15 protein-coding genes and 2 pseudogenes are annotated in these 24,257 nt (G+C 64.8%); 1 reads left to right on the forward strand and 16 read right to left on the reverse strand.

Annotated elements, in window-relative coordinates:
- Nucleotides 1-118 precede the first annotated feature (118 nt).
- Nucleotides 119-727: a DUF1329 domain-containing protein gene (locus tag HY699_13665; GenBank protein MBI4516854.1), complete on the forward strand. Its 609-nt coding sequence runs from the start codon at nt 119-121 to the stop codon at nt 725-727.
- A gap of 261 nt (nt 728-988) precedes the next feature.
- On the opposite strand, the pseudogene HY699_13670 reads toward HY699_13665, so the two are convergent.
- The 16 genes and pseudogenes from HY699_13670 to HY699_13745 all read right to left on the reverse strand — a co-directional run bounded on the left by HY699_13670 (nt 989) and on the right by HY699_13745 (nt 24,244).
- Nucleotides 989-1,325 (reverse strand): annotated as a pseudogene (locus tag HY699_13670) (DUF86 domain-containing protein).
- 45 nt (nt 1,326-1,370) lie between these two features.
- Nucleotides 1,371-1,628, reverse strand: a pseudogene (locus HY699_13675) (nucleotidyltransferase domain-containing protein).
- A gap of 401 nt (nt 1,629-2,029) precedes the next feature.
- Nucleotides 2,030-2,398, reverse strand: a complete 369-nt coding sequence (locus tag HY699_13680; protein MBI4516855.1) for a DUF5615 family PIN-like protein — start codon at nt 2,396-2,398, stop codon at nt 2,030-2,032.
- The gene (locus HY699_13685; GenBank protein ID MBI4516856.1) at nt 2,395-2,646 is read right to left on the reverse strand and encodes a DUF433 domain-containing protein; all 252 of its coding nucleotides are present in this window, start codon (nt 2,644-2,646) and stop codon (nt 2,395-2,397) included. Before HY699_13685 ends, HY699_13680 begins: the two co-directional genes overlap by 4 nt.
- Nucleotides 2,647-3,323: 677 nt before the next feature.
- Nucleotides 3,324-4,910 (reverse strand): hypothetical protein, encoded by a 1,587-nt coding sequence (locus HY699_13690; protein ID MBI4516857.1) that lies wholly within the window; start codon nt 4,908-4,910, stop codon nt 3,324-3,326.
- A 346-nt stretch (nt 4,911-5,256) separates the two neighbouring features.
- Nucleotides 5,257-5,904: a hypothetical protein gene (locus HY699_13695; protein MBI4516858.1), complete on the reverse strand. Its 648-nt coding sequence runs from the start codon at nt 5,902-5,904 to the stop codon at nt 5,257-5,259.
- Between the two features lie 19 nt (nt 5,905-5,923).
- The gene (locus tag HY699_13700; GenBank protein ID MBI4516859.1) at nt 5,924-6,409 is read right to left on the reverse strand and encodes a hypothetical protein; all 486 of its coding nucleotides are present in this window, start codon (nt 6,407-6,409) and stop codon (nt 5,924-5,926) included.
- Nucleotides 6,406-11,142 (reverse strand): hypothetical protein, encoded by a 4,737-nt coding sequence (locus HY699_13705; GenBank protein MBI4516860.1) that lies wholly within the window; start codon nt 11,140-11,142, stop codon nt 6,406-6,408. The genes HY699_13700 and HY699_13705 overlap by 4 nt, the downstream gene beginning before the upstream one ends.
- 285 nt (nt 11,143-11,427) lie before the next feature.
- Nucleotides 11,428-11,805: a four helix bundle protein gene (locus tag HY699_13710; protein ID MBI4516861.1), complete on the reverse strand. Its 378-nt coding sequence runs from the start codon at nt 11,803-11,805 to the stop codon at nt 11,428-11,430.
- A gap of 54 nt (nt 11,806-11,859) precedes the next feature.
- Complete coding sequence (locus tag HY699_13715) at nt 11,860-12,210, reverse strand: type II toxin-antitoxin system PemK/MazF family toxin (protein ID MBI4516862.1); 351 nt, start codon at nt 12,208-12,210, stop codon at nt 11,860-11,862.
- Nucleotides 12,211-12,213: 3 nt separating this feature from the next.
- Nucleotides 12,214-12,465, reverse strand: a complete 252-nt coding sequence (locus HY699_13720; protein ID MBI4516863.1) for a toxin-antitoxin system protein — start codon at nt 12,463-12,465, stop codon at nt 12,214-12,216.
- A 239-nt stretch (nt 12,466-12,704) separates the two neighbouring features.
- Nucleotides 12,705-15,563 carry a DEAD/DEAH box helicase gene (locus HY699_13725; GenBank protein ID MBI4516864.1) on the reverse strand — a complete coding sequence of 953 codons (2,859 nt, stop codon included), beginning with the start codon at nt 15,561-15,563 and terminating at the stop codon, nt 12,705-12,707.
- Nucleotides 15,564-15,578: 15 nt separating this feature from the next.
- Nucleotides 15,579-15,839: a type II toxin-antitoxin system RelE/ParE family toxin gene (locus HY699_13730; protein MBI4516865.1), complete on the reverse strand. Its 261-nt coding sequence runs from the start codon at nt 15,837-15,839 to the stop codon at nt 15,579-15,581.
- The gene (locus HY699_13735) at nt 15,832-16,029 is read right to left on the reverse strand and encodes a hypothetical protein (GenBank protein ID MBI4516866.1); all 198 of its coding nucleotides are present in this window, start codon (nt 16,027-16,029) and stop codon (nt 15,832-15,834) included. Before HY699_13735 ends, HY699_13730 begins: the two co-directional genes overlap by 8 nt.
- Before the next feature lie 96 nt (nt 16,030-16,125).
- Nucleotides 16,126-21,210 carry a DEAD/DEAH box helicase gene (locus HY699_13740; protein ID MBI4516867.1) on the reverse strand — a complete coding sequence of 1,695 codons (5,085 nt, stop codon included), beginning with the start codon at nt 21,208-21,210 and terminating at the stop codon, nt 16,126-16,128.
- Between the two features lie 184 nt (nt 21,211-21,394).
- Complete coding sequence (locus HY699_13745; GenBank protein MBI4516868.1) at nt 21,395-24,244, reverse strand: molybdopterin-dependent oxidoreductase; 2,850 nt, start codon at nt 24,242-24,244, stop codon at nt 21,395-21,397.
- Between the last annotated feature and the right edge of the window lie 13 nt (nt 24,245-24,257).

The raw sequence follows: 24,257 nt of genomic DNA on the forward strand, positions 1-24,257 counted from the left end.
AACACCGGCCCCGACCCGCCGCGCTGACCGGTGGCGGCGCAGCCGGTTCCCACCCCGCTGATCCGTCGCTCCGTCTCGGTGGCCCGGTCGCAACCGATCGCCCCGGGAAAATCGAGCTATGCATGCTCACCGGAAGGACACCTCCGACGACGCCTACGTGTGGTACGGCAAGAACCAGTCGATGAGCTGGAAGCTAGTGGGCCAGCAGGACATCTTGGTGCAAACGGCGCTGCCCGACCCGGTGCCGCTGGTCGCCGGGCCCGAGGGCGACGGCGGCACCTCGTGGATCTTGCGCAAGGACTTCCTCGGCGCCAAGTTCGGCTACGAGACCCCGGGCTGGACCGGCGCGCCCTGGGCCATGACCAACATGATCTGGGTCAAGCGGCCGGTGTGGGTGGTGGAAGCCTTCCCCAAGGACCCGTACTACAATTACGGCCGTCAGGTCATCTACGCCGATCGCGAGAACGGCCTCTTTTACTACAAGGTCAATTACAACCGCGCCGGGGAGTATTGGAAGCTTTCTCTGGCCGACTCATCGTTGGCGTGGTCGCCGGACGGCAAGCACCGTTACTACAACACGTGCGTACAAATGGACATTGACGACCGCAGCGATCACGCCGGCGTCGGTACCGGCACCGGCACTCAAGGCAACATCTCCGAGTACAACACCAGCCGCCTGCGCCCGGACATGCTCGCGGTGGACAGTTTGCTCAAATGGGGGAAATAGGGGGCGCTTACGAGCAACCCTGCCCGGGGCACGGTCCGCGTGCTCCGGGGCGGGGTTGCGTTGCGCCCGCGTGCAGGAAGCCAGTCGGCACTGGCCACGGATTGCCTGGGGTATCGCTCTCGAACCTACTCCTCCGTCAGGCGCACTGCGGGAGCAGCGGGGGTTTCGCCGCAACGATGTCTTTCAGCATGTCCACGTCCCGACAAGCCATCGCAGCGAGTCGTCAGGGTATGCCTGGCTCCCGCCTCCCACGTGATTTGCTCACGTCGAGGCACCTGGGCGTGGCAGCTGCGCCTTGAGCTGCGGCAGATCGCGCTCGATGTCAGACGATGTCGAGATCAAGGCCGAAGTACTCATGGACGATGCGGTTTCGAAAACCCGCGATCCGGTGCCACGAGATGTCCGGATGCGCGGTGACGAACTCGGCGGGCATGCGACGTGCGGCCTCACCGATGATTTCGAGGTTCCGCACGACGGCGTCGATGGTCTTGTGGTCCGCGAGGAACGCCTCGCGGGTGACGCCACGCGTATAGCTGTCGATCTTCTCGATCGCCGCGAGAATGTCGTCGATGAGGAGATCGGCGTCCCGCTTAGGCATCGATGAGCTCGGGCTCGATACGCTTCCACAGGGCCGGTTTGATCGCGCGGCGGGAAACCGGGAAACCAGATCGACGTGGCGGCCCAATGCCTGCTCAATCTCGTCCGCGAGGTCGACAAACCGCAGCCCAATGGAGCCGTCAACCTCCACGAGGACGTCGACGTCGCTGTCTTCGCGCGCATCACCACGCGCCCACGACCCGAACAGCGCCAAGCGATGGATGGGATAACGGGCGCTGAGCAGCTCGTGCTGCCGACGCAGCGTAGCAAGGATCTGGTCGCGAGCGCTCATGTCGGTAAGCATATACGAGCAGGCCGAGCGGATGCCAGCGCCGGGCGGTGGGTGGAGCCGAGGGTGTCGCGGGTTTGGCCGCGGTCGTTTTGGTGGAAGCCGTGGCCAGGGTCGAGAGCCTGCCCTGAACTACTATGACCGAAAGTCTTGCCGTGGTGCGCAGAATCTCGCACAACGCCTCGTCCGTCATTCCCGCGATCGTCTGGCGGGAATCCATCCCAAGCCCGCCGCCCATGGATGCCCGCCAACAAATTGCGGGCATGACGGAAGATGAATCTCATGGTTGGGTTGCGGGCGCGAGCCCGCGCTAGGCCCGTCGAAGGGTCGGTCCAGCCGTAACAGGCGAGGATGGTGCGGTCCATCGCGGCGTGCAGCTCGCGCAGGCGGGCGATGTCGGCGCGAATGGCCTCAGCTCACTCGCCGGATGTCGGGGCTTGGGGAGGCCGGACTCGCACGCGGCCAGGCTCGACGGTGATAATGGCACCCCGTTGCAGGTCAGCCTGGTACTGTTCGAGAACTCGAAGACACACGACCGCTTGTCGTGTGGCGGCTTGATTGACCAGCCGAATGATTCCGCAGTGCAAGTGGCCACGGATGATCGCCAGCTCACCGAAGTCCTTGTCCAACGTAACGACGATTCGTTGCTGCTGGCGGGCGATGACGAGGATTTCGTCGTCGCCGGGGTCTTCCGCCCAGTCGCCGGCCCACACGACGTCGTGCCCCGCAGCGCGCACAACCTCGGCTGCACCACCCCAGACACAGGCGTCCAGGAGCAGCTTCATTCGTGATCGGTAACGATTGCAGGCTCGACGCGCTCATGGGCAACCAGGCGTCGCGCGTAGAGCAGACAGGCGCGAATATCCTCGGCCTCCAGCCACGGGTAGCCCTTGAGCAGCGTTTCGGGACTATCACCCGCGGCCAGCATGCCAAGGACGTGCTCAACCGCGAGCCGACGGCCGCGCACGAGCGGCTTCCCGCCAAAGATTTTCGGATTCACCGTGATGCGTTCCAGGAGCTCTTCCTCATTCATCCGTGAAGCCTCGCGCTGACGTGAGTCTACCCTGCCGCGCCGGCGATTGCGAATTGCTTACGCAGCCTCGGCCGGGTGCGCCACGCGCGGGTCGGCTGGCGGTGGGTCGAGACGGGTTCCGTACGGCTGGCCGGTTTCGATCGCCCGCTGCATCGCGTCGTAAATTTCCAGGATCACGCGCTTGGTGTCGCCTACGCTCCATAGCTTCGGCGACGGAGCGCGGTACTCGCCTGCCTGCGCCGGGCCTCCGGCAGGCAGGCCGAACTGGGCTTCGTCTTTGCGCTGGACGATGCTCTTCTTCGTGGGTCAGACGGGCGGTTCGAGTAATCCGGTCCGGACATCAGCTCGTCGGCCCCGTCAACTCGATGGCTTCGGCGGCAAGCGCGTCGAGCCACTGCCGGCCCTTTCACGTGTACCTGGTCGTACCGGGGCGGCGACGACGATGCGGTCATTCTCGTGTCTTGTGGACCTGCCAAGTGACGCCGCACGCGCTCGCGGAGCCTGCCGCGAGACCGCCTCCGTTGCCCCGGATTCAGTCGTCGGTCTCTCCGCTTTGCTTTCGCGCCTTTGCCAGCACAGCATCCACATCCTCAACACCGTATTCTCGGCGCATGCTCTCAGGCCAGTTCTTCACCTCCTGCGCGGCCTTCTCGAGTTGGCGCCCCAGCCATCCCGGCCTAAGCATTCCTTTCGCCTCCCTTTGTGCGCTCATATCTCAACCCCTTCTCCACGAGTCGCTTGAGAAACTCCGTGGCTGTCGCCTTTTCTCGCTCCAAGTACCCAACGGCGGACGGGAATCGCACGGTCGCCGCAGCCTTCTTCCACTCCACACGCTTTCCCTTCTCTTTACGCGCGGGCATCGTGAATAGATCAATGTACCGCCTCGGCGCAACCCCGACGAATGGCCGAAACTGCACGTGCCCCTCACAGCTGCTCGGCGTCGCGTCCACAGCGATCGAATCGAGATAGAGGTCAGGAGCCAAGCTCTTCGGATAGGGCTCGACGTACACCACTCGCCGAATACCGGCCGCCACGATGTGCTTGGCGCAGTCGTGACAAGGGAACGTGGTCGAATACAGAGTTGCGCTCCTGACGGCCGCTCCCCGCGAGGCGGCATCCATGAGCGCAGCCATCTCCGCGTGAACCACGCGACCGAACTCGATGAGATTCAGAAAGTGTGCACCTTTCATATGAGGCGGATCGTCGTCGGCGCGCGTTTGCGTGATCAAAGTATCCAAGAGCCCACTCGCCCCGTCAGGGTCGGGCCATGATGCGGTCTTGAGGCGCTCGAGGATGTCGATGAAAACGCTCCGCTTGATCCGATCGTTCGAATCGTACCCCAGTTGGAAGTCGCGTTGGTCGGGGCTGTCTCCTTCCCAGTACAGGCCCCCGCCCGCTTTCGGAACCTCGTTTGTGCCCAGGGCGACAACGTCGCCGTCTGAAGTGGCGATTGCCGCGCCGACTTGTCGGCCGAGCGACGCGGAGCGCAATGCTGCCGCGCTCGCGAGGTACATCCCGTATTCGTCCCGCGTCGGCGTATGGAACGGGTGACCGAACAGTAGTTCGATGAGCCGGGCGGCCGACCGCCGGAGCGCGTCGGCGTCACCGGCATCGAGAAAGGCATCTGCAAGCGGAAACGTGTCACGGACGTTCTGGCCAAACGGCTTCTCTACGTCGGCTTCATCGCGTTGATTGATCGCTTCTGCCTGCTGCCGGAAAGCCTGAGATTGGGCTGCATTTCGAGAAGCTGCGATGCGTGACGCCAAGCGGGTGATCCGCGCTTCGCGCGGGGCGTACGCAGCCACGAGGACAAAGCCCGGGCCGTACAGTTCACGCAACGCGGTAATTTCGGACGGATGCTTGAGGGAATTGAGCACGTACGCAACACGTGGCGGGGTAGAGCCCGGACTCGAGGTCAGGCTGTCACGGGCATCGGCGATGGCGGTTACGGCGAGCAACGCAACCGCATCCGTGCCGATCATTTCACGCAGCTCGTCACCCGCATTCATGTGCTGCTGGATCCGCTCATCTTCAAACTGGGTGGAGGCGAGTCCTGCCCACTTTGTGATGCCGTGCAGGAGCGTGCTGATTCGGATCGGCACCACGGTGTAATCGAGCACCTCAAGTGCTTCGTGGAGCGCGTCCGAGACCGCCTGCAGGTCGGTTCCCACAGCACCGACCAAGCCGATGAAGAGTTCTCGCTGATGGGGGAGACGCGGACTGTCGGCAACAGGTTGTTCGACCATGAGCGAAATTCCGGTCACATTTCAATTCGCACAAGGTGACTTTGCTCCCAGGCCCCGCCGGGGTCAAGTAAAGGCCGTCTCCGCACACCGTCACGCTTCACAATATCCACCGGCTTCTCGCGCAGCGATTTCCAAATTTAGCTCTAGCAGCCGCCGCAGCAACTCCCGCCGCGCGGTCGGGCTGATCGTGTACCGCGTCTGGCCGCGCTCGTTTTGGTGGAAGCCGTGGCCAAGATCAAGAGCTTGCCCTGAGCCTGTCGAAGGGTCGGTCCAGCCGTAGCAGGCGAGGATGGCGCGATCCATCGCGGCGTGTAGTTCGCGCAAGCGGGCGATGTCGGCGTCGGTGCAGTCCTCAGGCAGATCCTCAGCGCGCCTTGAAGTTCTTGAACGCCTCCTGGAAGGAGCTCTTCAGCCGACTTGTGGGTACAGGTTCCGACGGTACGACTCGGTGCTCCCACCTTCTCTTCTGGTGGGCAAGGAGGCGTTCTGCCGAATCCGAGTTGGTGTTGGTCACAAAGAAGCAGCGGTCAGCCGTGAAATCCGTGCAAAGGCCGAGAAACCCGCGTGCGAGGCCAAGGCCCAGGCTGGTCGTGTAGAACTTGCACTCGACCGTCAGGATGAGCGACGCGCTTCTCGGAGCCACTCGGTTCTGGCGGCAAGTAGCAGCTTCGACCCGCGAGAGGACGGCAACGTCGGCTTCGTGCAGGACGCCGGATTTCCCGGTCACGAAAACTCCAAGATGGGCCTCAAGCTCAGGCTTGCCAGGAAACTGCACGACCGCGTGGGTATACGGCCGTGTTGGGGACCAGATGTGTCCTGGGCTGGTTCGGAACGTGAGAGCGTTTGTCCGCGCTCCATCAACGTTCTCGAACGTGACGGAAGCCCCCTCATCTACTGCCGCCCTGAGAACGATCGAAAAGGTGTACGCCTCGAAGATGTCTGCGGCGGCCGATGCGTTGGTGAGATTGGGCACGAGCGCGGCGCCCACCGCGGAGCGTATCTCGTTCAACATGCCTGCGCGGACTGGCACGTCACACCTCGCCCTTCAGCTCCTGGAGGAGTCTCCGCAGCTTGCCGGCACTGTCAGCGCGAGTTGCCCCCTCGGCGTGGCTGATGGTTCTAACGGTCGGTTCGGAACCCTCGCGAACGAGGGTCGTCTCCATCTGTGGCCCTTGCGAAAACTGGCTCCGGAGTTCTGCTTCCATCTCGGCGGTATCGGCGATTGCCGCCTCCATAGCGTCGATCCATACCTTCAACGCCTCGCGAGCTTCATACTCTCGTGTGCTGAGGAATCTCGCCTTTCGACCACGAGGATACGTCACGGGAGGTAGGGAGAGAGACCGACGTTCACCTGAGCCCGCAGGTGAATACCTCTCGCCAAACGTTTGAATCTCTTCCTCCGTCGTTTTCCCAAGGCGCAAGTGTTGCTCGACCTGCTCGATGACCCACCCCAGGTTGTGGTGTTTGAGGACGTCGGCGAGATGCCGTCGCCATTCTGCTACCTCATCTTCGGTCATTGGTTTGCCTCCGCGTCCGTATCATCGACACGCTCCACCGTTTCTACCCACTCGGCGTCAACGACGTCATCTTCGGTGGCGGCAAAGGTTGGGAACTCGGGATTCAGAGAAATTAGCCGCGCAGGATCTCCCGACTCGCCCTGGCGGCACTCCTTCACAACGAAGCGGCCGCCGCGTTCTGGGTCTTCAGCTTGCTGGCGTCTCACAAGGACTCGTGTGCCGTTGCGGAGGCTCGCCGGACGCCGAAACAGGCAGTACGCGCCGTCTGGGATTTCTGGCTCCATGGAGCGACCGGTGACCTGTGCGACGAAATAGAACCTGCCCGCCCCCTGTTGGTACGGCTGAGAAGTGCGCACGAGAACCTGCGTGGCCGAACCCACCGCTTGCGCCTCCTCAAACGGACCGGCCGCAGCCCGCAGATCATAGAGGGGCAATCGGATCATGGCTCCGCCTCGAGCCCTGGTCTTGGTCTCTATGGAGCGCACGGTTGTAGCGAGGTCGGCGAGTACTGTGCGACGTGCGTCGTCTTTCCCCGTGTGCGCTACGCGCGGATCGGCGGGCGGAGGGTCGAGGCGGGTTTCGTACGGCACGCCGGTGGCGATGGCGCGCTGCAGGGCGTCGTAGATCTCCAGGATCACGCGCTTGGTGCGGTACTCGCCTGCCTGCGCCGACCCGTCCTCCGCAGTAGCACAGCTACGGAGGGAGGAGGCTTCGGCAGGCAGGCCGTACTGCGCTTCGTCCTTGCGCCGGACGATGGGGAAGGTGTCCATGATGTAGGCGGCGGCGTCGCGTGGGGTTGGGAAGTGGCGCAGCAACTCGGCCGGCTGTGCACCCCATTCGTCCGCGGTGCCGAGGTAGAGATGGAAGAACGCCGCGTCCAGCTCGCAGCGCAGCAGGAAGCGCCGGGCTTCGTCCCAGCGAAACGGCGGACCGTCGTAGCCGCAGTCGTGCGCGAAGGCGGCGAGGTCCCACGCGGTGTAGGTCAGCTCCAGGACGCGCGCCAGCAGCCAGTCACGCACGCGCTCGTGCGGCAGCCAGGGTACCAGCTGCTCGTAGGTTGTCGGCGCAAGGACCGGGAGCTGCTTGAACACGTGATACTTCAGATGTGTGCCACCGACCTTCTGTCTCGCAGCGAAGTCGAGCGGGAAGCTGTCGAGGCATGCGGCACACAATCCCGCCTTGGTGAGTGCGTCTTCACTCGGCAGCATCAGAAGCACTGTGTCGCCGGACGCCACCTGCGGCAGGACGCTGGCGATGACCGTGCGCTCGTCGGTGCTGCGACAGATGTCGCGCCAGCCGAGCAGCCAGCCACGCTCCCAGCGGTCGCGCAGCCGTGCCTCCACTTCGCTCCCCGGCACCCAGTAGCGCGGCAGCACGACGTAGTCCGGGTCCTGCAAGTGCTCCAGCGGCACCTCGGGCAACGCTGTGCTTTCGGAACCTGCCGGCTTATCCGCGTAGTCGCCGAAGCGATGATCGAAGTGATGGATCATCTTGGCTTCGTACAGCGGCAGGTACCGCGACAAGGTCCTCTCCCCTGTTGCCACCCTTCGACCTTGCTCAGGGCGGGCTTCCGGCAACGGGGGAGAGTCAGAGAGGGGGCGGCCCACGAACACGTTGCCCTCCAACCGCCAATCTTCGGCTTCCAACTGCGCCCGCGTGCGGAACAGGTGCGAGTCGTTCGACATGTCGAACAGCCTCATGAACGACACGCCCCAGGGGTTGTTCTCTGAAGAAGACGCGGAGACGCGGTCGGCGGAAGACGCGGAGCCCCCACCCCTCTCCGCGTCTCCGTATCTCGCCGTCTCCGTGTCTTGTCTCGTGTCTTCCCTGACCAGCACCGGTACGCGGCGGTAGATGGCCTTCGTCAGCTCGGCGTCGCGCACGCTGCGGAACACCGGGCAGGTGCGCGTGTTGGGGTTGAGCAGGGCGATGTCGGCGGCGCTGAGGGTGAAGCGGCGGTCAGGCGCCCGCAGCTCATCGGGTGAGCGCAGATCGAATGCGAACTCCGCCGCCCTGGCGCCCCGACCCGCGGCGGCTGCGCTCGTGAGCAGGCAGAATGGGTTGCGACTGTCGGTGCCGATGAAGATGCGCCGAGTTTCGAAGAAGCTGAAGAGGCTTACCAAGTCCCCGGTGCTGATGAGATCGGCGAAGAAGAACTTCGTCGTATCGTCAGTCGCGATGCCCGAGGGCACGATGCATCCCAGACGGCCGTTGGGTGCGATGAGCTGGCGCATGGTCTCGGCGAAGACGGCGTAGGTGTTGATGTCGCCGCGGCCGGTGAGCGGGCAGCGGCCGCTGTGGCGCAGAAATGCGCTGGCGCCGGCCGCGGCCCGCAGCGCCTCGACGAACTCGCGATGCAACGGCGGATTGCGTTGCAGCAGATCGCGAATGAGGCGTGCGCGCGCGGCCTTGTTCGGTGCGGTAGCGATCGCGGCGTCGCGCGCGGCGAAGAACTCCTGCTCCTGCAGCTTCACGCGCTCCCAGGGGGGATTGCTGAGGACCACGTCGAAGCCAGACGCGGAGACGGGGAGACGCGGGGACGCGGAGAGGGAATGCTCGGCAAAGACTTCCGGGAATTCGAGCGGCCAGTGGAAGAAGCGGTACCGCGTCGACAGATCGAGTGCCATGCCGGTCAGACGCGCGTCGATCGCGCGGCCGGCAAGGTGGTCAGCGAGCACGCCCGAGGTGATGGCCGGTACATTGGTCGCGAACTGCTGAAAGAAGGCCGCGGTCCACAAATCGCAGGCTTCCCGTTGCCGGAGCCACGCCGGATCGGCGTGACTCTCCTCGAAGAGCCGGCGCTTGCGACGAATCGCGTCGGGCGTATCGTCGCCGATCGCGTCGACCTCGCGGCTGTGCTGCGTGAGACCGGCGAGGGCAGCACCAGGGCTCCACGCGAAAAGATCGTGTTGGCCGCGACGTTCGTCGCGATTGCGCTTGGCAAGCTGGCGGGCGGCAACCTTGTCGTCGCCTTCCAACGGTTCGAACGCCTTGTCCGGAATGCCCGCTTCAAGCACGCGCAGGTCGAAGACGCCCACCAGTGCATCCCCGCAGCGGATGCGATGATCGAGAAAGGTGAGCGGCTTGCCGCCGGTGTGGCTCTCCAACCACAGCGCGACGCGGCACAGGTCGACGGCGAGCGGATTCTTGTCGACGCCGTAGATGCAGTGAGCAATGACTTCGCGCGTCGCCTCGCGCGTGCGTTCGGGTGCGGGCTCGTCCTCGCCGGTGCGCACGCGCGCCAGCTCCTTCCCCAACCGCCGCGCGGCGGCGAGGAGGAAGTGCCCCGACCCGCAGGCCGGATCGCAGATGCGGATGGAGAGGATCGCTTCCTCTGGGAAAGACGCGGAGACCCCGCCCGTATCCGCGTCTCCGTGTCCCCGCGTCTCCGTGTCTTGCCTCACGGTCGCGAGCCGGTCGCGGATGACGGGTTCGAGCGCGGACTGGATCAGCTCGTTCACCAACTGGGGCGGCGTGTAGTACGAACCGGTTGTCTTGCGCTCGGAACCAGCGAGCAGCGCGAAGACCGGTTGCCCGGCGGCGTCGGAGTCCACTGCCGGATGAAAATCGAGCAGGCTCTCATAGACGGAGCCGAGTTCCTCGACGTCGAGCGCGGCATAGTTCACGCGGCGCGGTGCGGCCGACGGGCTCTCCTGATACCAGGCCAGGCGCCAGAAAGCGTCAAGCAGATCGCGATTGCTGAGCGTGAAGCCGTCGAGCGCTTGCGGCGCGAACAGCTCACCGTTGAGCGGAGCGAGTTGCAGAATGGCGGCGAGCTTCTCGTCGCTGAGCGCCTTCCAGAGCACGCGCAGCGATTGCCACAGGTCGTCGTGATCGCTGTACGCGGCGCGGCTGTCGAGCAGGCGGCGCAGGCGCGCGATGCCGTAATGCTCGCGGTAGATCGGGTCGGGGCTCAGCAGCCCGCGGTCCTCGGAGACAAGCAGGAACAAGAACCGATAGACGAGCCGGAGGATCTGGCGGTAGAGGTCTTCCGCGGACAGAGGAGACGCGGAGACTGGCAGACGCGGAGACGCGGAGACAAGGAGGCGCTGGCGCAGTTCGTCGTTCACCGGATGGCGCAGAAATCCGTTGGCGAGACGCTGGATGCACTCCTCGACACCATCGCGCAGCCGATCCCGCACGCGGCCGCCCTGCTCGACGCTGTGGCTGTAGTATTTCTCCAGCAGGCAGTCGCTACCGTCGGCCATCCCGCGCGGGAGACGTGTGCGGTGCAATAGCCGATACAGCGCAGCGAAGTCGTGGAAGCGTTGCTCCTCGAAGATGCCGGTGAGATCGAACTCGACGTACGCCTGGCGCCGCACGAGTGTGCAGTCGCGGAGGAGGCGGAGCGTCAGACCGTTGGTGACGAGACCCCAGACGTGCTCGGTGCGGTTCAGGTACTCCTGCACCAGCGAATGCGGCGCCAGGCGCGGCCGTCCGCTGGCGGGCACGCGACCGAGTTCTTGCCCGGCGCCGACGATGTGCACGGGAGGGAAATCAGACGCGGAGACTTCGAGACGCGGAGACGCGGAGCGGGGCGGCGGGTTCTCCGCGTCTTGCCCGCGCGTCTCCGCGTCTCGACCAGCAAGGCCGGCGCCGTGGGAAACCGCAAAGGTCAGGCCGTCGACTTCGAGCGCGCGGGGGTGGCGGATGAGTTCGTAGCCGAGGAGGCCGAGGAACGGCACCATCCACGCGTCGCGGGTGACCGTGGTGCCCGGGTCGCCTTCAGGCAAACGTTCCCGGCGGTGTTGGAAGACGCCCCACAGCGCGCGCGCGTCGGCGAAGGCGGCGGCGATCTCGTCGGTCAGATTCCGTCTCGCCTCCAGACCGAAGTCGGTGGGGCGTTGGCCCGGGAGATCGCCGGCTACGAGCTGATCGAGGAGATCGGGTCCAAGCAGACCGCCTTCGATGCGAACAGAGGGAAAGCTAGAAGAAGACACGGAGACACCCAGACGCGGAGACACGCTCTGAAGAAGACGCGGAGATGCGGAGACGCGGTGACGCGGAGAGGCATAAGGTCATCGGATCGTCCATTGCTCTGGATGAGCGGCCATGGTGGTCAGCATCGCGAGGATTTCTTCGTACGCGCCGTCTAGCCTGGCAGCAGTGTCGGCGTTGAAATAGCTGCAGCGTAAGGCGATCTCGACGTGGGTTTGCGTTTCGGCAGCTTCGCCTTCGGCGTCGTTCAGCTTGCTGACAAACGCAGCGCGATAGCGGCGTTTCCGCCACGCTTCGGCAATGTTCGCGGCTACGGAGCGTGACGACCGCCGGATCTGGTCGGTCAATGAGAATCGCTCCTCCGGTGGAAACTCGCGTGTCCGGCGAAAGATATCCATCGCCGCATCCATCGCCCGCTGCCAGACGGTGAGTTCCTTGAACGACCGGATGTTCCCCATCTCCCCTCTCCGCGTCTCCGTGTCTTCCGATCTCCGTGTCTCGCTGTCTTCGCGTCACAGACCCAAGATGCCACGCACTCGGTCTTCGACCTGGCCCATCGCAGCCTCAGACAACACGCCCCAGCGCCGGACCAAGCGCCCCTTGGAGATCGCCCGGACGTTCTCACACATGATGTCCGACGGCTGCCGCAAACCGCCGTCAGGTGGATCCACCCGGACGTGAAAGCGGATGGGGCGAACGGTCGAGGTGATTGGCAGGACAACAACCAAGTCGGCCGGCCCGCGGTTGAACTCGCTGATCGACAGCACGAGAACCGGGCGCTGGCCCGATTGCTCCCGCCCGCGCGTAGGGGCGAGGTCGACCAGCCAGACTTCACCGCGGGCGGGTGAAGGGCGCGACGCCACGGGTCAGTCGAGTCCCGCGAGCCCGTCGTTCAGAGTGGCATCCCACTCCGACAGCTCGCGTTGGTAGGCTGCCCACGCCTTCTTGTCGCGACGGAGCCGGGCGAGATCGGCGTTCGCCTTGCGGACGAACCGCTCGCGCCGGTATGTCTCCAGCGCCGCATCGATTACTTCTCCCACCGGCTTGCGGCACTCACGCGCGAGCTCGGTCACAAGGCGCTGGCCTTTCGCACTCAATTGTATGCTTGCTGCACGCATGGAGACGGCTCCTTCTCTTCCGCGAATTGCCTCGATGAATTCATCGCCAGACCTGAAGCCAAGTTCATCGAAGCGTTGCTTACAGAACCCAACCCAGCGTTCCCAGCCATCATCGCGGTGTGCCGTTTGCTTCGGGCGGCCCTTGAGCCGCCGCTTTTCGGCTTTTCGCTTCCGGGTGTCCGCAATGGCTGCCTTCATGTCCAGAAGTATGAAATTCCCTTCGCCGCAACGCAACCGCCTTACAAGACAGCGGGCGTCAGTACCAACAATCCGAGCAAATCCGGCGGCAACTGCGGCTTCACCGTCAAGCCGCGCACCTTGAGCGAAACCGCTTGACGAATGCGGCGATGCGCCTCAGCCAGTGCCTCGGCGCGCTGCTGAATGCGATCGGGCAGCGCGGCTGCGACGCGCGCCCAGCCATCCAAAGCACGGCGCGTCAGCTCTTGCTTCTCCGCCATCGGAACATTCGCGTCGGGTTGAGCGGCTTCGAGCAATCGCAACCCGTCGTCGTCCGACAACCACGCGGGATTCTCCGGGACGCCCGACTGCCCGACGACCTGCACCTCCTCGGCCAATAGCGGCGTGCGCTCCGGTTGCTCGACCAAGAAGCGCACGCGCAGCAGATAGAGAGTGGTGAGCCGCTCGACAGCGCGCGTGCGAATGACTCCACAGCGCGTCGCGCGCGCGGCACCGGCCTTCGTGAGCGCCTCCTCCATCAGGAATTGCGCCAAGGTGGCGACGAAGCGGTGGTTGCGGCCGAGGTACTCGGCGCCTTCCGGCGTTGGGGAGACGAAGCTGACCGGCCAGTGACCGGACTTGGTCTTCGGCAGGACGAAGTCGATCGCGGCCGGCAACGTGGCTCGCGCCTCAGGGGTGCCGGCGATTCGAAAGACGTCGGTGCGGCGGTCAGGAGTGATGCTCAGACCAATTCGCTGCGCTGCGTTCAGCACGAAGCTGCGCACCGCCTCGGGATCACCGAGCACCGCGTCGGTTGCTTCCAACTCGCGCCGAACTTCGTCGGGCTTCAACGCGCGCTGCGCGAAGCGCGTGCGGTTTTCTTTCTCCCGCGCAGCATCGAGGTCCCAGCGGCGATGCAGGTTGTTCACCTCCGGCAGATCGAAGGCGAGTTGCAGTTGCTGCGCCGGCGTCTCCCGACCCCGTCGCAAGAACAACGCGTTCAAAACGGCCTGGGTGACCGTCTCGCTTTCTGCGGGCACGGGGACATGTGTGCCGAGCGTGCGGTGAATCTCGCGTGCCTTGTTCAGCAGAACGTCGAGCACGACGCCATCAACGGGATTCTCCGGACTAAAGAAACGAATTGTCTTGACCGTCGGCGCTCGTTGTCCGAAGCGATCGACGCGGCCCTCTCGTTGTTCGAGCCGGTTGGGGTTCCACGGTAAGTCATAGTGGAGAGCGGCATTGAAGGCGTCTTGCAGGTTGATACCTTCGCTGAGGCAGTCGGTCGCGACCAGGACACGGCACTTGTCTTGCGCCAGCTCGTCGATCTTGACGCGCCGCTCGTCATCGCCAAGGGTGCCGGTCACGGCAACGACACGGACTTCTCTGAACTCGCTGCGCAACGCACGCTGCAAACCGGTCGCGACGTAGTCGGCGGTAGCGATGTACCGGCACCACACGATGGGGTGAAGACCGTTTCGCAGCAACGACGCAACGATCTCAGTGCAACGGGCCAGCTTGGTGTCGGCGGCGTCATGTGTCAGCCGACCCGCAAGACGGGCGAGATCACGCAGCTGCCGCCGTTCGGTCTCCGGCAACGTGGCCTCGGCAGATTCAACCGCCGGGGTTGGTGCACCGTCGTTCGGTTGCTCATCAGTCGGCTCCAACACGTACCGTTGAAACTCGGTCTCTTCGTCCACTTCCAGGCCGCCGTCGTGACGTCTCTCCAGCGCCGCGACGGCAGCAGCGGGGCTCGACATCACGCAGCGGAGCAGTGCGAGCGCAGCCCAGTAGCGGACCCGCTGTTGGCGTCTCGCAAGAGTCTGGCCGGTACGGACCATCTCTGAGCAGAAGCCATAGGTCCTTGAGAACAGCTCCCGGTAGCCGGGTGAGAGCGCGTACGGTTCGTCGGCCGGATCGCGGGTCGGAAAGCAGTGCTGACCCTCCCAGTCTCGTTCGATGTCACGGCGCGTCCGCTGGACAAAGTGGCGCGCCAGCTCGATGCGTTGTGGCTCGGTCAGCTGACCGACCTGCCAATCGGCGAACTCGGGACGCAGGAGGCTGAGCAGGGACTGAAACGCCGCCTCGACACCGCTGTGCGGCGTCGCCGTCAGCAAAATCACGTGGCGGTTCTGATTCGCAGCCAACTCTTCTACCAGCTCATGGCGTTGATGCTGAGCGCTCGAATTCGTCGCTGACGCTGAGCCATGGGCTTCGTCCACAATGACCAGCTCGGGGCAATCGAGCAGAAAGAGATGACGGTTCCGATCGCTCTTCACGAAGTCAATGCTGGCGACTTGGATCGGATAGTGGCGGTAGATGCTCTCGTTGCTGGTTTTGCGCCGCTCCAGCTGGTTCACGGTCCCCGAGCGGATCAGCACCGACTCAAGGCTGAACTTGTCTTGCAGCTCCGTCTGCCATTGCTCGCACAGATACGGCGGGCACAGCACGCACACGCGCTTGATCTCGCCGCGATCGAGCAACTCGCGAGCAATCAGCAGCGCCTCGATGGTCTTGCCAACGCCAACGTCATCGGCGATGAGCAGCCGAACCGGATCGAGCCGCAGCGCCATGAGCAAGGGAACGAACTGATACGTGCGTGGACGGATCGAAACGCGACCGAGCGAACGAAATGGCGTCGCGCCTTCCCGCAGCGTCAACCGCGCCGCCTGCCACAACAGATGCGCCGAGGCCGCGTCGGAGAGATCGTTCACCGTCGGCAGCGGAAAGGTGGCTGGTTGGACGCGTTCTTCCGGGATCGTGTAGCCGATCAAGTCGCTGAGCTGCTTCTGCAGGGCGACGATTTCGTCGTCGGCGCCGGTCAGCGGGCGAAGCTGTATCAATTCGGGATTGTCGCTGGGGAGCAGCACCCAGTCGCGGTTACGGCAACGAACGATCGAGCCGGGGTTCAATGCGCTCATGGGCCGGCATTGCGCCTAGCGATAGGCGTCCTTGCGATGCCGAACGTGGCTGATATCGATCAGCCGGCGTGCGTCGTCGATTCGGTAAATGATGCGGTACTCCGCGAGGCGAATGCGCCAGAGGTCTTTGGCACCGCGTAGCTTGCGCACCCCACGCGGCCGTGGGTTGATGGCCAGATCGTCGATCGCCTTCACCAGCCGAGGATGAAGGGCGGCCGGAACGGCATCGAGGTCGCGCTCGGCTGGGCGCGAAAGGACAACGCGGTAGTCAGTCACGGCGAGCGTGTTTCTTCAGCAAGCGCTCTCGCACCGTCTTCCAATCGACGCGAGGCTCGCGCGCGCGGCTTTCTGCCACCATGATGTCGTAGAAATCCTCCCACACTCTACGGTGCCGCTTCAGGTCGATCAGCACCCCCGTGCGATTGCCTTCGGCATCTGAGACGAACTGCACTCCTCGCAACGTCATGTGTACCCTCCGGGCCTGGGCGACATCCTATAGGCTGACTGGCCAACCCGCGCAATTCGAGCGTTCTCATGTTGCCCTGTGGTGACGTCGTCCCGCTCAATTCGAAGCCAGGCCAAACACGTCAGCATGCGCGGCGATCTGCTCCGCGAGGGGGTGGTCATAGCGGATGACGATGACGCGATAGCCACGATTGACCAACTCCGTCCGAATCCCCCGGTCACGCGTCACGACCTCCGGTTGATCGTGGACGCTGCCGTCGCAGAACACGCACACGTTGGGCGCATAGAAGAAGTCGGGGATGCAGTTCACCTCTCGAATAGGTCGTTGAGCTTCATCAGGCAGGCGGTGGCGACCGGACGCGAGCGCATCCAGGAAGCGGCGTTCCAGCTCGGAGCGCGAGTCGGTGAGGGAGCGCAACCAGGCGAGGTGCGCGGCCCAATCGCGCCCACCGAGGCGAGGGAAGGTCACGCTCGCGGCGAGGTCGAGCAAGTGCTGGCGCACGCGATGGCGGTCGAGCAGGGGTGCTTCGAGTTGGTTGGCGAATGTCATGAGGCATTCGTAGCAGGCGGCCAAACAGTCCGGTTTCAGATCATTGCCGCTCTCATCGAAATGGCAGCGGGCAAGCGCCTCGCGCGCCACGCGGGCAATCGCATCGGCCTCCTCCACTATGCGTCGTAGCACACCGGCGCCGCCCTCCGCCGCTTCGTAGAACAGGATGGCACGATGTGCGTCCCTGCCAATACGTTCCGCGGCGAGTTCCGCTTCCTCGATCTGGAAGAGCTGCTCGCAGCCGCGTTGCAATGCATACTGCAAGCTGGCTTCAATCTCCGGATCGGCCGTCAGTTCGGTGCGGATCAAGCGAGCGAGCAGCACGTTCTGCGTTCCGTGAACCGACAGGCGCACGTTTTCCGTGCGATGCGGACCGGGCGCCGGGCGCCGCCGCGGCGGCGTGTTGGGTGTCACAAGGTCGCCGCTGTCGAGGTCGATGAGGAATCCCGGCTGTGGCGCGCCGCGCGGGCAATGGTTGATGCGCACTACCGTTGCGGCTGGGCCGAACACCAGGCGCAGCACTGCCGTCTCGCGCGTGATAACATCAGCCTCCCATGTGCGCGGCTCACCCCCTTCGGTCGCAAACTCGAAGTGTGTCGTCAGATCGAAGCCACGCCGTCTTCGCTCCTCTTCATCGCAAGTGATGCGTTCGCGCCGGATCGTGCGGGTGTTGGGCATATCGAGCACCTGCACCAGCTCGCTGTTCGCACCGTCGAAGCGCGTCGTACAGTAGGGGCAAAGGTCGAGGGCGTCGCCGCAAATCGAACCGCACGTGCGACAGAGTCGCCGCCGCTGCCGCCGATCATCAAGCCCACCCGGCGGTGATTGGAACCCATTGATCTCGAACTTGGCGCCCTCGTGATAGACGATGTTTCCGGGAGCAAACTCCCGCAGGGCGAGAAAACGTGGGCGGCTGATGTATTCGCCATCCCCGCGCCGCACCCAAGCCCGCACCGGCAACGCAGGGAAATTGTAGCCTGGCAGAAAACCCTCGCTGGCGAGATAGCGATAGGGATAGAAATCGCTCTCTTCGCGCCGGGTGTTCTGTTGTCGCAGCAGGTTGAGCTGTCGGAGCGCTTCGCCCTGACGGAAGAGCGCTTGCGCTTGCTCTTCGCGGGAGCGTGCACGCCGCAGGGCGTTCTGGGCGTCGGTGAGCTGGCGGTTGGCGGAACGGTACAACTCACGCCAGCGGTCGAACGCCTCGTCGAATCGGCGCGGAGCGTCGCGGACGACATCCTCGATCCACGCGTCGCTGAACCAGCCCGTCGCATCCAGCACGGCGCGGTCGGCGGCGAACAGACGCTGGGCAGATGCGACGACTTGGCGGAAGGCCTGTTGGGAAAGCTGAATCTGCCCGGCTGCGTTGGTGTTGAGCGGGATCGCCGGGTCATCCGTGTCGAGCACCTGTTCCAGGGACTGGCCGAGTGGAAGTCGCACCGTTGCCAACCACACCGCGTGGACGTGGGCACGTAACAAGTCGGGGTTCGCCAGATCCAGACGCGGTGGGCGAACACTCCCCGCAACCATCTCCGCGCGCCGCTGGAAGAAATACTGGTCGTGGCTATTGAGCGATCCGCAGTACGTGAAGATCAAGCCTGGCTGCCCTTCGCGTCCGGCGCGGCCGCTGCGCTGGGCGTAGTTGGCTGGCGTCGGGGGTACATTGCGCAGGTGGACGAGGTCGAGGTCCTTGATGTCCACGCCAAGTTCCATTGTCGGGGAGCAGACCATATACGGAAGACGCCGTAGGCCCTCTTGCTCTTTGGTTCGGTCGTTTTCGCTCCAGCTGAAGCGACGCTCGCGGCGTTCGCGCTCGCCTGGCTCGACAACCTGCGCGGTATGTTCGCGGGCTTCCAGGGCGGCCAGGGTGCGCCCCGCTTCGCGGTAGAAGTCCTGGAAGAATCGGTTGGCACGCGGCGGTGGCGGAGTGTAGACCGCACTTGTTGCGCGGCGCGAGTAAAGCGGATCAGGCGGCGGAGGGCTGCCGTCGCCGAGGCACCACAGCAGTCGGCCGGCGTTGAGTTGCAACACCTGATGGTCATCGACTAGCTCAGAGCGTAGAAAACCTTGGCCGGCGAGCAACGCAACGAATTCCCGCACGAAGCCGGTGTAATTTGCCGTGCTGAGTTGCGGCTGTCGGCGAAGGTACACGCCGAGAGCGCTGCGCTCGCCCAAGCTGAACGCTTCCACGACTCTGTTTGACTGGCCGAGCAACACGAAACGTTCCGAGGGTCGCAACTCGTTGGTCTCCGGGTCAAGTCCCCAATACTCGTTGAGGTGCTGGTCGGCGCGGCGGCGGAGTTGCTGCTGCGTGGTCTCTTGGAGGCACGACGCGGCGATCGCTCGCTTGCGGCGGAAATGATCCAAAACCGTGTGGGTTAACTGCAGGCGTTCGCCCGGTGTCCACGATGCCAGTTGAGGATGAAAGCTCCAGAGGGTTCCGTCGTCGCAGAGCACGCCGAGCCCGGCGTAGTCGAGGCGCAGCAACCCGACCTGTTCGAGGTTCGGTTGCGTGAAGCGCCAGCCCCGGCGGAGGTCCTCATACAGGCGATATTCCGAGAGGTCCGTGAACGCCTGCATGACATCGCGCGCTGCGGGCGAGGTGGGATCGAGGTTACGGTCGCGGCCGACTTCACGCACGCCCAGGCCGCTCGCAGCGACCACGGCGGCGGCCACCCGATCGAAGGTGAGCTGGCCCTCACGCTGCAACGCCGCATGCAGAGCGCTGCGCAAGACCGCGACGTGAATGAAATCGTTGAAGTGGCCGGTTTGGAGCGACGCGTCCTGTCGGTTGTCGGTGAACGTCAGCAACTTATTACGAGCGACGCCTGTATCACCGGCATGTTGCAGTACGGAGCTGGCGATGACCGTGGTGGCGCTGCTGCGCCCTTCGTTCGTGAGCGTGGCGAGCTTCGTCAGCTCGCTCTGACGAGCGGTATAGAACTCGCCGCACCCAAGACAGAGGGAGAAGGGCTGTGGTTGGTACCACACCTTGATCGCGCCGTCGCGAACGTCGCTGGCCAACGAGCCGTCGGGCGCTACCCACAGCGCAGTCGGCACACGGTCGCGGTACGTGCTCTTCAGGCGACCCCGGCGGTCGCACCAGTCGTCGGGGATGTCCGATTCGCTCCAGTCGCGCTCATCACGGGCCAGCATGAAGTAGCCGGCGGTGCCCGGAGCGGCGGTCGGATCAACGACGCCTTCCGGATGAGGACGGAAGCGCGGCGGACTGTCATCGCGCAGCACGTGGTAATAGTCTTGCCCGCACTGCCGGCAAAAGCGGAGTGGCAAGAACACCCGGCCGGCGCCTGCGAATACCTGCCCTTCGACCGAGAACTCGCGCCGGTCGATTGGCTCTACGGTGGCATAGAGCGCACGCCCTTGCGCGACAAACTGGTGCAGCTTCATCGCGAACGCCCGTCCTTCTTCCGGCAGGCGAATCCGGCTTCCGCACAGAAGCGCATCCCGCAGCGCTTCCCGGCAACGCGCTTCTTCCACTGCTGAGTCTGTCGCCAGTTGCGACGCTGCGTCGATGAGCGTTCGCGGTACACGCCGCCGCAACTCGCCGGATGCCTCGGCTTCGAATCCGAGAGCCCGCTCGGCCCAGCGGGCAAGTGGATGCTGACGGAAGGCATCGAATTCTCCCGGAAGCGGGCTGCCGATTGTGCCGGCCAGTTCGTCACGCGACGGAGGTTCGCTGCTGCCGGTCGTCAGGGGCTCGATAACTTCTTCCACCACGTTGTCCGGTGCGACCAGCTGGCCGAACAAGCGCGTTGCGAAATCCGCGACGGCCTGTCGACGGGCTGGCGGCGAGGCGCTGCGATCGGACACCATTGTCGCACTCGTGCCGATACACAGCAGATCGGGCCGCGCACAGCGTTCGCGCAAGCGGCGAACGAGCAACGCCACGTCGGCGCCTTGTCGACCACGATAGGTGTGCAGCTCGTCGAGCACGAGGAAACGGAGGCTGCGCTCGAGACCGAGCAAGCGGTGGTCTTCAGGACGAACGAGTATCAGCTCGGCCATCACGTAGTTCGTCAGGATGATTTGTGGCGGGCGTTGCTGGATTTGCTCGCGCTCCGGGTCGCGCGTCTCGCCGGTGTAGCGCGCGAAGGTGACGGGGAAGTCGCGGCCGGTGCGGCGCGCAAAGCCCTCGCGCAACGTCTGCAGTGCCTTGAGTTGCGAGTTCACCAAGGCATTCATCGGATAGATCACCAGCGCCGCCACGGCGTCGGTTGGCTGACCGGACCGGCACAGGGCATCGACGATCGGAAGAAAGTAGGTGAGGCTCTTGCCGGAGCCAGTGCCACTGGTGACCACGTAGCTGACCCGGCGCGCTGCAAGCTCCAACGCCGCGCGTTGGTGCTCGTACAAGCGAAACGGTTGCCCGTCGGCGTTTCGAAAGATCTCGCCGCAATCGGAATGAAGTGCGCCAGTGCGGGCCAGCTCAACCACCGTGGTGTTTCGGCGATATGACGGACTCAGCTGCAGCAGGAAATCCGGCCACAGCCGTGCTTCATCCGCCAGGGCCTGATCGACGAATGCCCGAGCGCGATCGTCCGCGATCGTGAAGAGCGACCGGACGTAGTCCTGGTAATCACTGAGGACGCTGGCGTGGAGGTCAAAGACGCTCATCGGTGGCGCCGACGCACTGTGGATCTCGCGCGTGGGTCACCGACATAGAGCCGAACGGGGGCGGTTTGCAACTCGCGTCCCCATCCGCCTGCGGTCACGTCTGCCTGAGTGCCGGGTCCCACAGCCTTGCGTGCAGCCACTCTTCGATCAGCAGTCGTGGCGGTGTGCGGGGCATAGCGTCATGTCATCGGTGGGAGGCCACGCCTGCGCGCGCCACTTCGACCGTCGTGCCGCGGGGGGTGTAGCCGGGGGAGAGGTAGTACATGCGGTAGCTGATGTGGCCGTAGTCTCCGACCAGATGTGTGCGTTTGAACGGCGTCGGGATCACTTCCTGTGCGCTGTGCCAGTCGGCGAACTGAAACGGCTCCCAGGCATGGTAGATGATGAGCTGCCCCGGCTGCACCGCGGGCGAGAGCTTGACGCGAACGGCGAAAGTGCCGGCGTCGTTGTGCGCGGTCACCAGCGCGTGATCGCCGATGCCGCGAGCGGCGGCGTCGCGGTCGTTCATGTAGGCGACCGGCTCGCCCCGTTGCAGCCGCAGCATGTCATGCTGATCGCGCCAGATGGCGTGGATCGACCAGCGCGTGTGGCCGCCGGTGATTTTCAGCGGGTACGCGCCGCCGAGCGCCGGCAGCGCCTGGAAACAGGGCAACTCTTCGCCGGCTTCGAGGAACCACGGGTGATCGAGATAGAACTGCTGGCGTCCCGTGAGCGTGGGCCAGGGCTCCTTCTTCTCGACGAACCACTGCGATGGGTAGACCGTTTCGCCCGGCTGGAAGTCGCTGCAGATGCCGCTGCCCGGGCCGTACATGCCGATGTCCTCAATCCGCACCGCGCCGGCCTTCACGCCCTGCTCCCAGGTGCGGCCGCCGACAACTGAAGCGGAGTTGTCCATGATATACGCCAGCGCCGAGGTGTCGTCGTCCGGTGCAAAGCGCCCGTCGCCGCTCCACTGGTCGTAGATCGCCGCCAAGTCCTTCTCGTGGCCAAGTGCGTCCCGATACGGGCCGACTCCCCGTTCTCGTGCCCGCTCCTGAATTCGGCGCGCGAGCAGCCCGTAGATCTGCCACTCGCCCTTGGCCTCGCCGGGAGGCTCAACCGCTTTGTCGCCGAAGACGACGTACGGGACGTAACTTTGCGCGTACTTGATGCCGCGCTTTTCGTAATAGCCGGCGGCCGGCAACACGATGTCCGACTTCATCGCCGTGGTGGACAGGCGGAAGTCGACGGTGACGACCAGATCGAGCTTCGGCCACAGGTGCTGCTCGATTACCTGCGGCACCGGCCAGCGCCGCAAAGCGTTGGCGCCGGTCGCAAAGAAAATGCGCGGGCGCTGCCCCGGCGGCGGGAAGACCTTCATCCAGCCGCGCTCGCACGCCTCGCGCACGGCCGCCGCCAGCTCGGGATGCGTCCGGCCGATCGATTCGTCGAGGCCACCGTGAAACCAGAGCCACAGCAGCATCGGCTGGAACGGGACGCCCTCGCGAACGAACTGCCGCAAGTGCCTCTCGATCGTCTGCGGTGATGGACGGTAGAAGCGCAGCGCGAGTTTCTGCCACCACGCCGGCTCTTGCGCGCCCGCCAGAAACTCGAAGCCGCTCAGCGACCACATCGCGCTCAGGCGCAAGCCGCCGCCGCGCTTGCCTTGATTGCCGGTGAGCGCGAGCAGGAGAATCATGCTGCGCTGCAACAGGTCCGTGTGGTAGTGCTTGCACGAGCCGAACGAGGCCAAGATCATCGCCGCGCCGGCCTTCGCCATGCGCCGGGCCGTGTCTTCGATCACCGCCGCGCCGACGCCGGTGATCGCGGCAACCTTCGCGGGTGTGTACTCAGCCAGGCGCTCTTTGAGCAGGCCAAACACTGGGCGGACGCTTACCGCCTTGCCGTCCACGCTAACCGAGTAGGTTCCTTCCAACGCCGGATCAATTTCGCCGAGCTGGAGCGTGGCGCGCCATTGTCCGGGGGTGCCGGGCGCCGGAGCGATACGCTGCGTCTTGGTGTCCCACACGTAGAACACGTCATCGCGTCCGCCGGGCGCGAGGTCACGCTCGCGTAGAAACTCGCGGGTGTCGTCGCGGACGAGAAACGGGAGATCGGTTTGCTCCTTGAGGTAGTCGGCGCGGTAGAGCTGCTCGTTGACGATAACCGCGGCCATGCCGAGGGCGAGCGCGGCGTCGGTGCCGACGCGCGGGTTGAGCCAGCGGTCGGCGTGGATCGACGAGGCGTTGAGGTCGGGCGCAATCGAAACCACGGTCGCGCCGCGGTAGCGGGCCTCCCACAGGAAGTGAGCGTCGGGGATGCGGGTGTAGACCGGGTTCATGCTCCAGACGACGATGAAGTCGGAGCAGAACCAGTCGTCGGACGAGCCGTCGACGGCGCCCAGGCCCCAGGTCTGCAGCGCGCCGATGGGCAAGTCGCCGGTGCCGGCGAGCGCGTCCAGCATCGGCACGCCGAGCAGCATGAACAAGCGCATCTGCGCCGCTGCGCTCGGGCCGAAGTCCATGTTTCCGAAATCCCAGGAGATGCACTGCGGGCCGTCCTGCACGCAGACGTCAACGATGCGATCGGCGATTTCGGTGAGGGCGTCGTCCCACGAAATCCGTTCCCAGCGCCCCGACCCACGCGGGCCGACGCGCTTGAGCGGATACTTCACGCGGGCGGCGCTGTGCGACAGCTCGGTGTAGCACGCGCCCTTTTGGCAGCCGCGCGGGTTGAAGTCGGGCAGGCTGGGATTGGTCTGCGAGTACACCGCCGCCTGCTCCTCGCGCCAGACCACGCCGTCCTTGACAAACACGTCCATCGCGCAGGCCGAGGCACAGTTGGCCCACAGATGCGTGCCGCGGGCGATCCGGTCCCACTGCCACTGCCGGCGGTAGAGGTCTTCCCAGTCGCGGTAGGCGGGCCGCTCGCCTGCCGGCGCCAGCGCAGCGCGCGGCGTGGCTCCTGACGCGACCAGTCGCAGCCCACTCAGGGAGAGCGTCAGGGCGGCAGTTCCCTTCAGCAACTCTCGGCGCGTGATCGTCGGGGCTTTCATGCGCTGCTCACAC

The organism is Deltaproteobacteria bacterium, from assembly GCA_016210005.1.
Taxonomy (GTDB): domain Bacteria; phylum Desulfobacterota; class Binatia; order HRBIN30; family JACQVA1; genus JACQVA1.